Source organism: Vibrio sp. 1727 (assembly GCF_033344415.1).
In the GTDB taxonomy this organism is placed as follows: Bacteria; Pseudomonadota; Gammaproteobacteria; order Enterobacterales; family Vibrionaceae; genus Vibrio; species Vibrio alginolyticus.
On sequence record NZ_JAWPOT010000108.1, the window covers coordinates 1 to 973 of the forward strand.

Here is a 973-nt window from a genome sequence, read left to right on the forward strand (position 1 = left end):
CCTAACTCAGGACGGTGTAATTCCAACACTTCGCACAGTTGGCGGCCAATGGTATGCACTGGATTCAACGCCGTCATTGGGTCTTGGAAAATGATCGAAATGCGGTCGCCGCGCATGGCGTACATTTCTTCCGCTGGTAGCGACACCAGATTGGTACCTCGGTAGTTAACTTCACCATTGACAATATTGCCGTAAGGCTTTGGCAACAGTCCCATGATGGACATGGAGGTCACGCTCTTACCACTGCCAGACTCACCAACGAGACCGAGCGTTCGTCCTGCACGAACATCAAAGTTCACGCCATGGAGTACTTTTACCGGGCCATCATCCGTGATGAATTCCACTTCGAGATCTTTTACACTCAAAATTACATCGTTTTCCATAACACATCCTTCCAGCTTATACGTGTCATCAACGACAACAACCGGTTCAAAGGTTTTACCCGACTTCATCGCTTTCTGGGTTTCTTTCTTCACGTCTTTGTCGATCCAATACGTGCCATCACCGATAATTCCGCCACTGAACAACGCTTCTGTCATTCGATTCATTGGTTTCTCTGGCAATTTCAACCAACGCCAGTGTCCATAACGAACGTAAGGTACCATGTAGCCAGTGACAATCACGTGCGCATCAATAATGTCTCGCTGAATCTCATGACCTAGTTGGATCTTCTTATCCATGTCCATGTTAAAGCGATACGCAATGATCTTTTCATCTAGCTCTGGCGTGCTGTAGTTAGTGAATGAGTTCGTTTGTGGTTTGTTCGCGTTCACGGAATGGAAGTATTCCCAATAAGTTGGGATTTCCGAAGTCCCCATATCGAAGAAAGCAAGTTCGTGTTTTTTCTCACGCACATACTTGAACATCGATGAACCATCAATCAGCTTCAGCTCAATGTCCAACCCTGCCAATTTTGCCTGTTCACGCAAGAAAGCAATACGCGGTGTATGAACTGGAGATGAGTACGTCAATT

The 973-nt window shown here is 46.4% G+C and carries 1 protein-coding gene and 1 pseudogene; both read right to left on the minus strand.

Annotated elements, in window-relative coordinates; all coding sequences use genetic code 11:
• Window positions 1–383: ATP-binding cassette domain-containing protein (locus R8O10_RS24140; protein WP_318191814.1), on the minus strand; the 383-nt coding region annotated here is incomplete at its 3' end.
• A gap of 12 nt (window positions 384–395) precedes the next feature.
• Window positions 396–973: pseudogene (locus tag R8O10_RS24145) on the minus strand (ABC transporter substrate-binding protein); the annotation flags it as partial.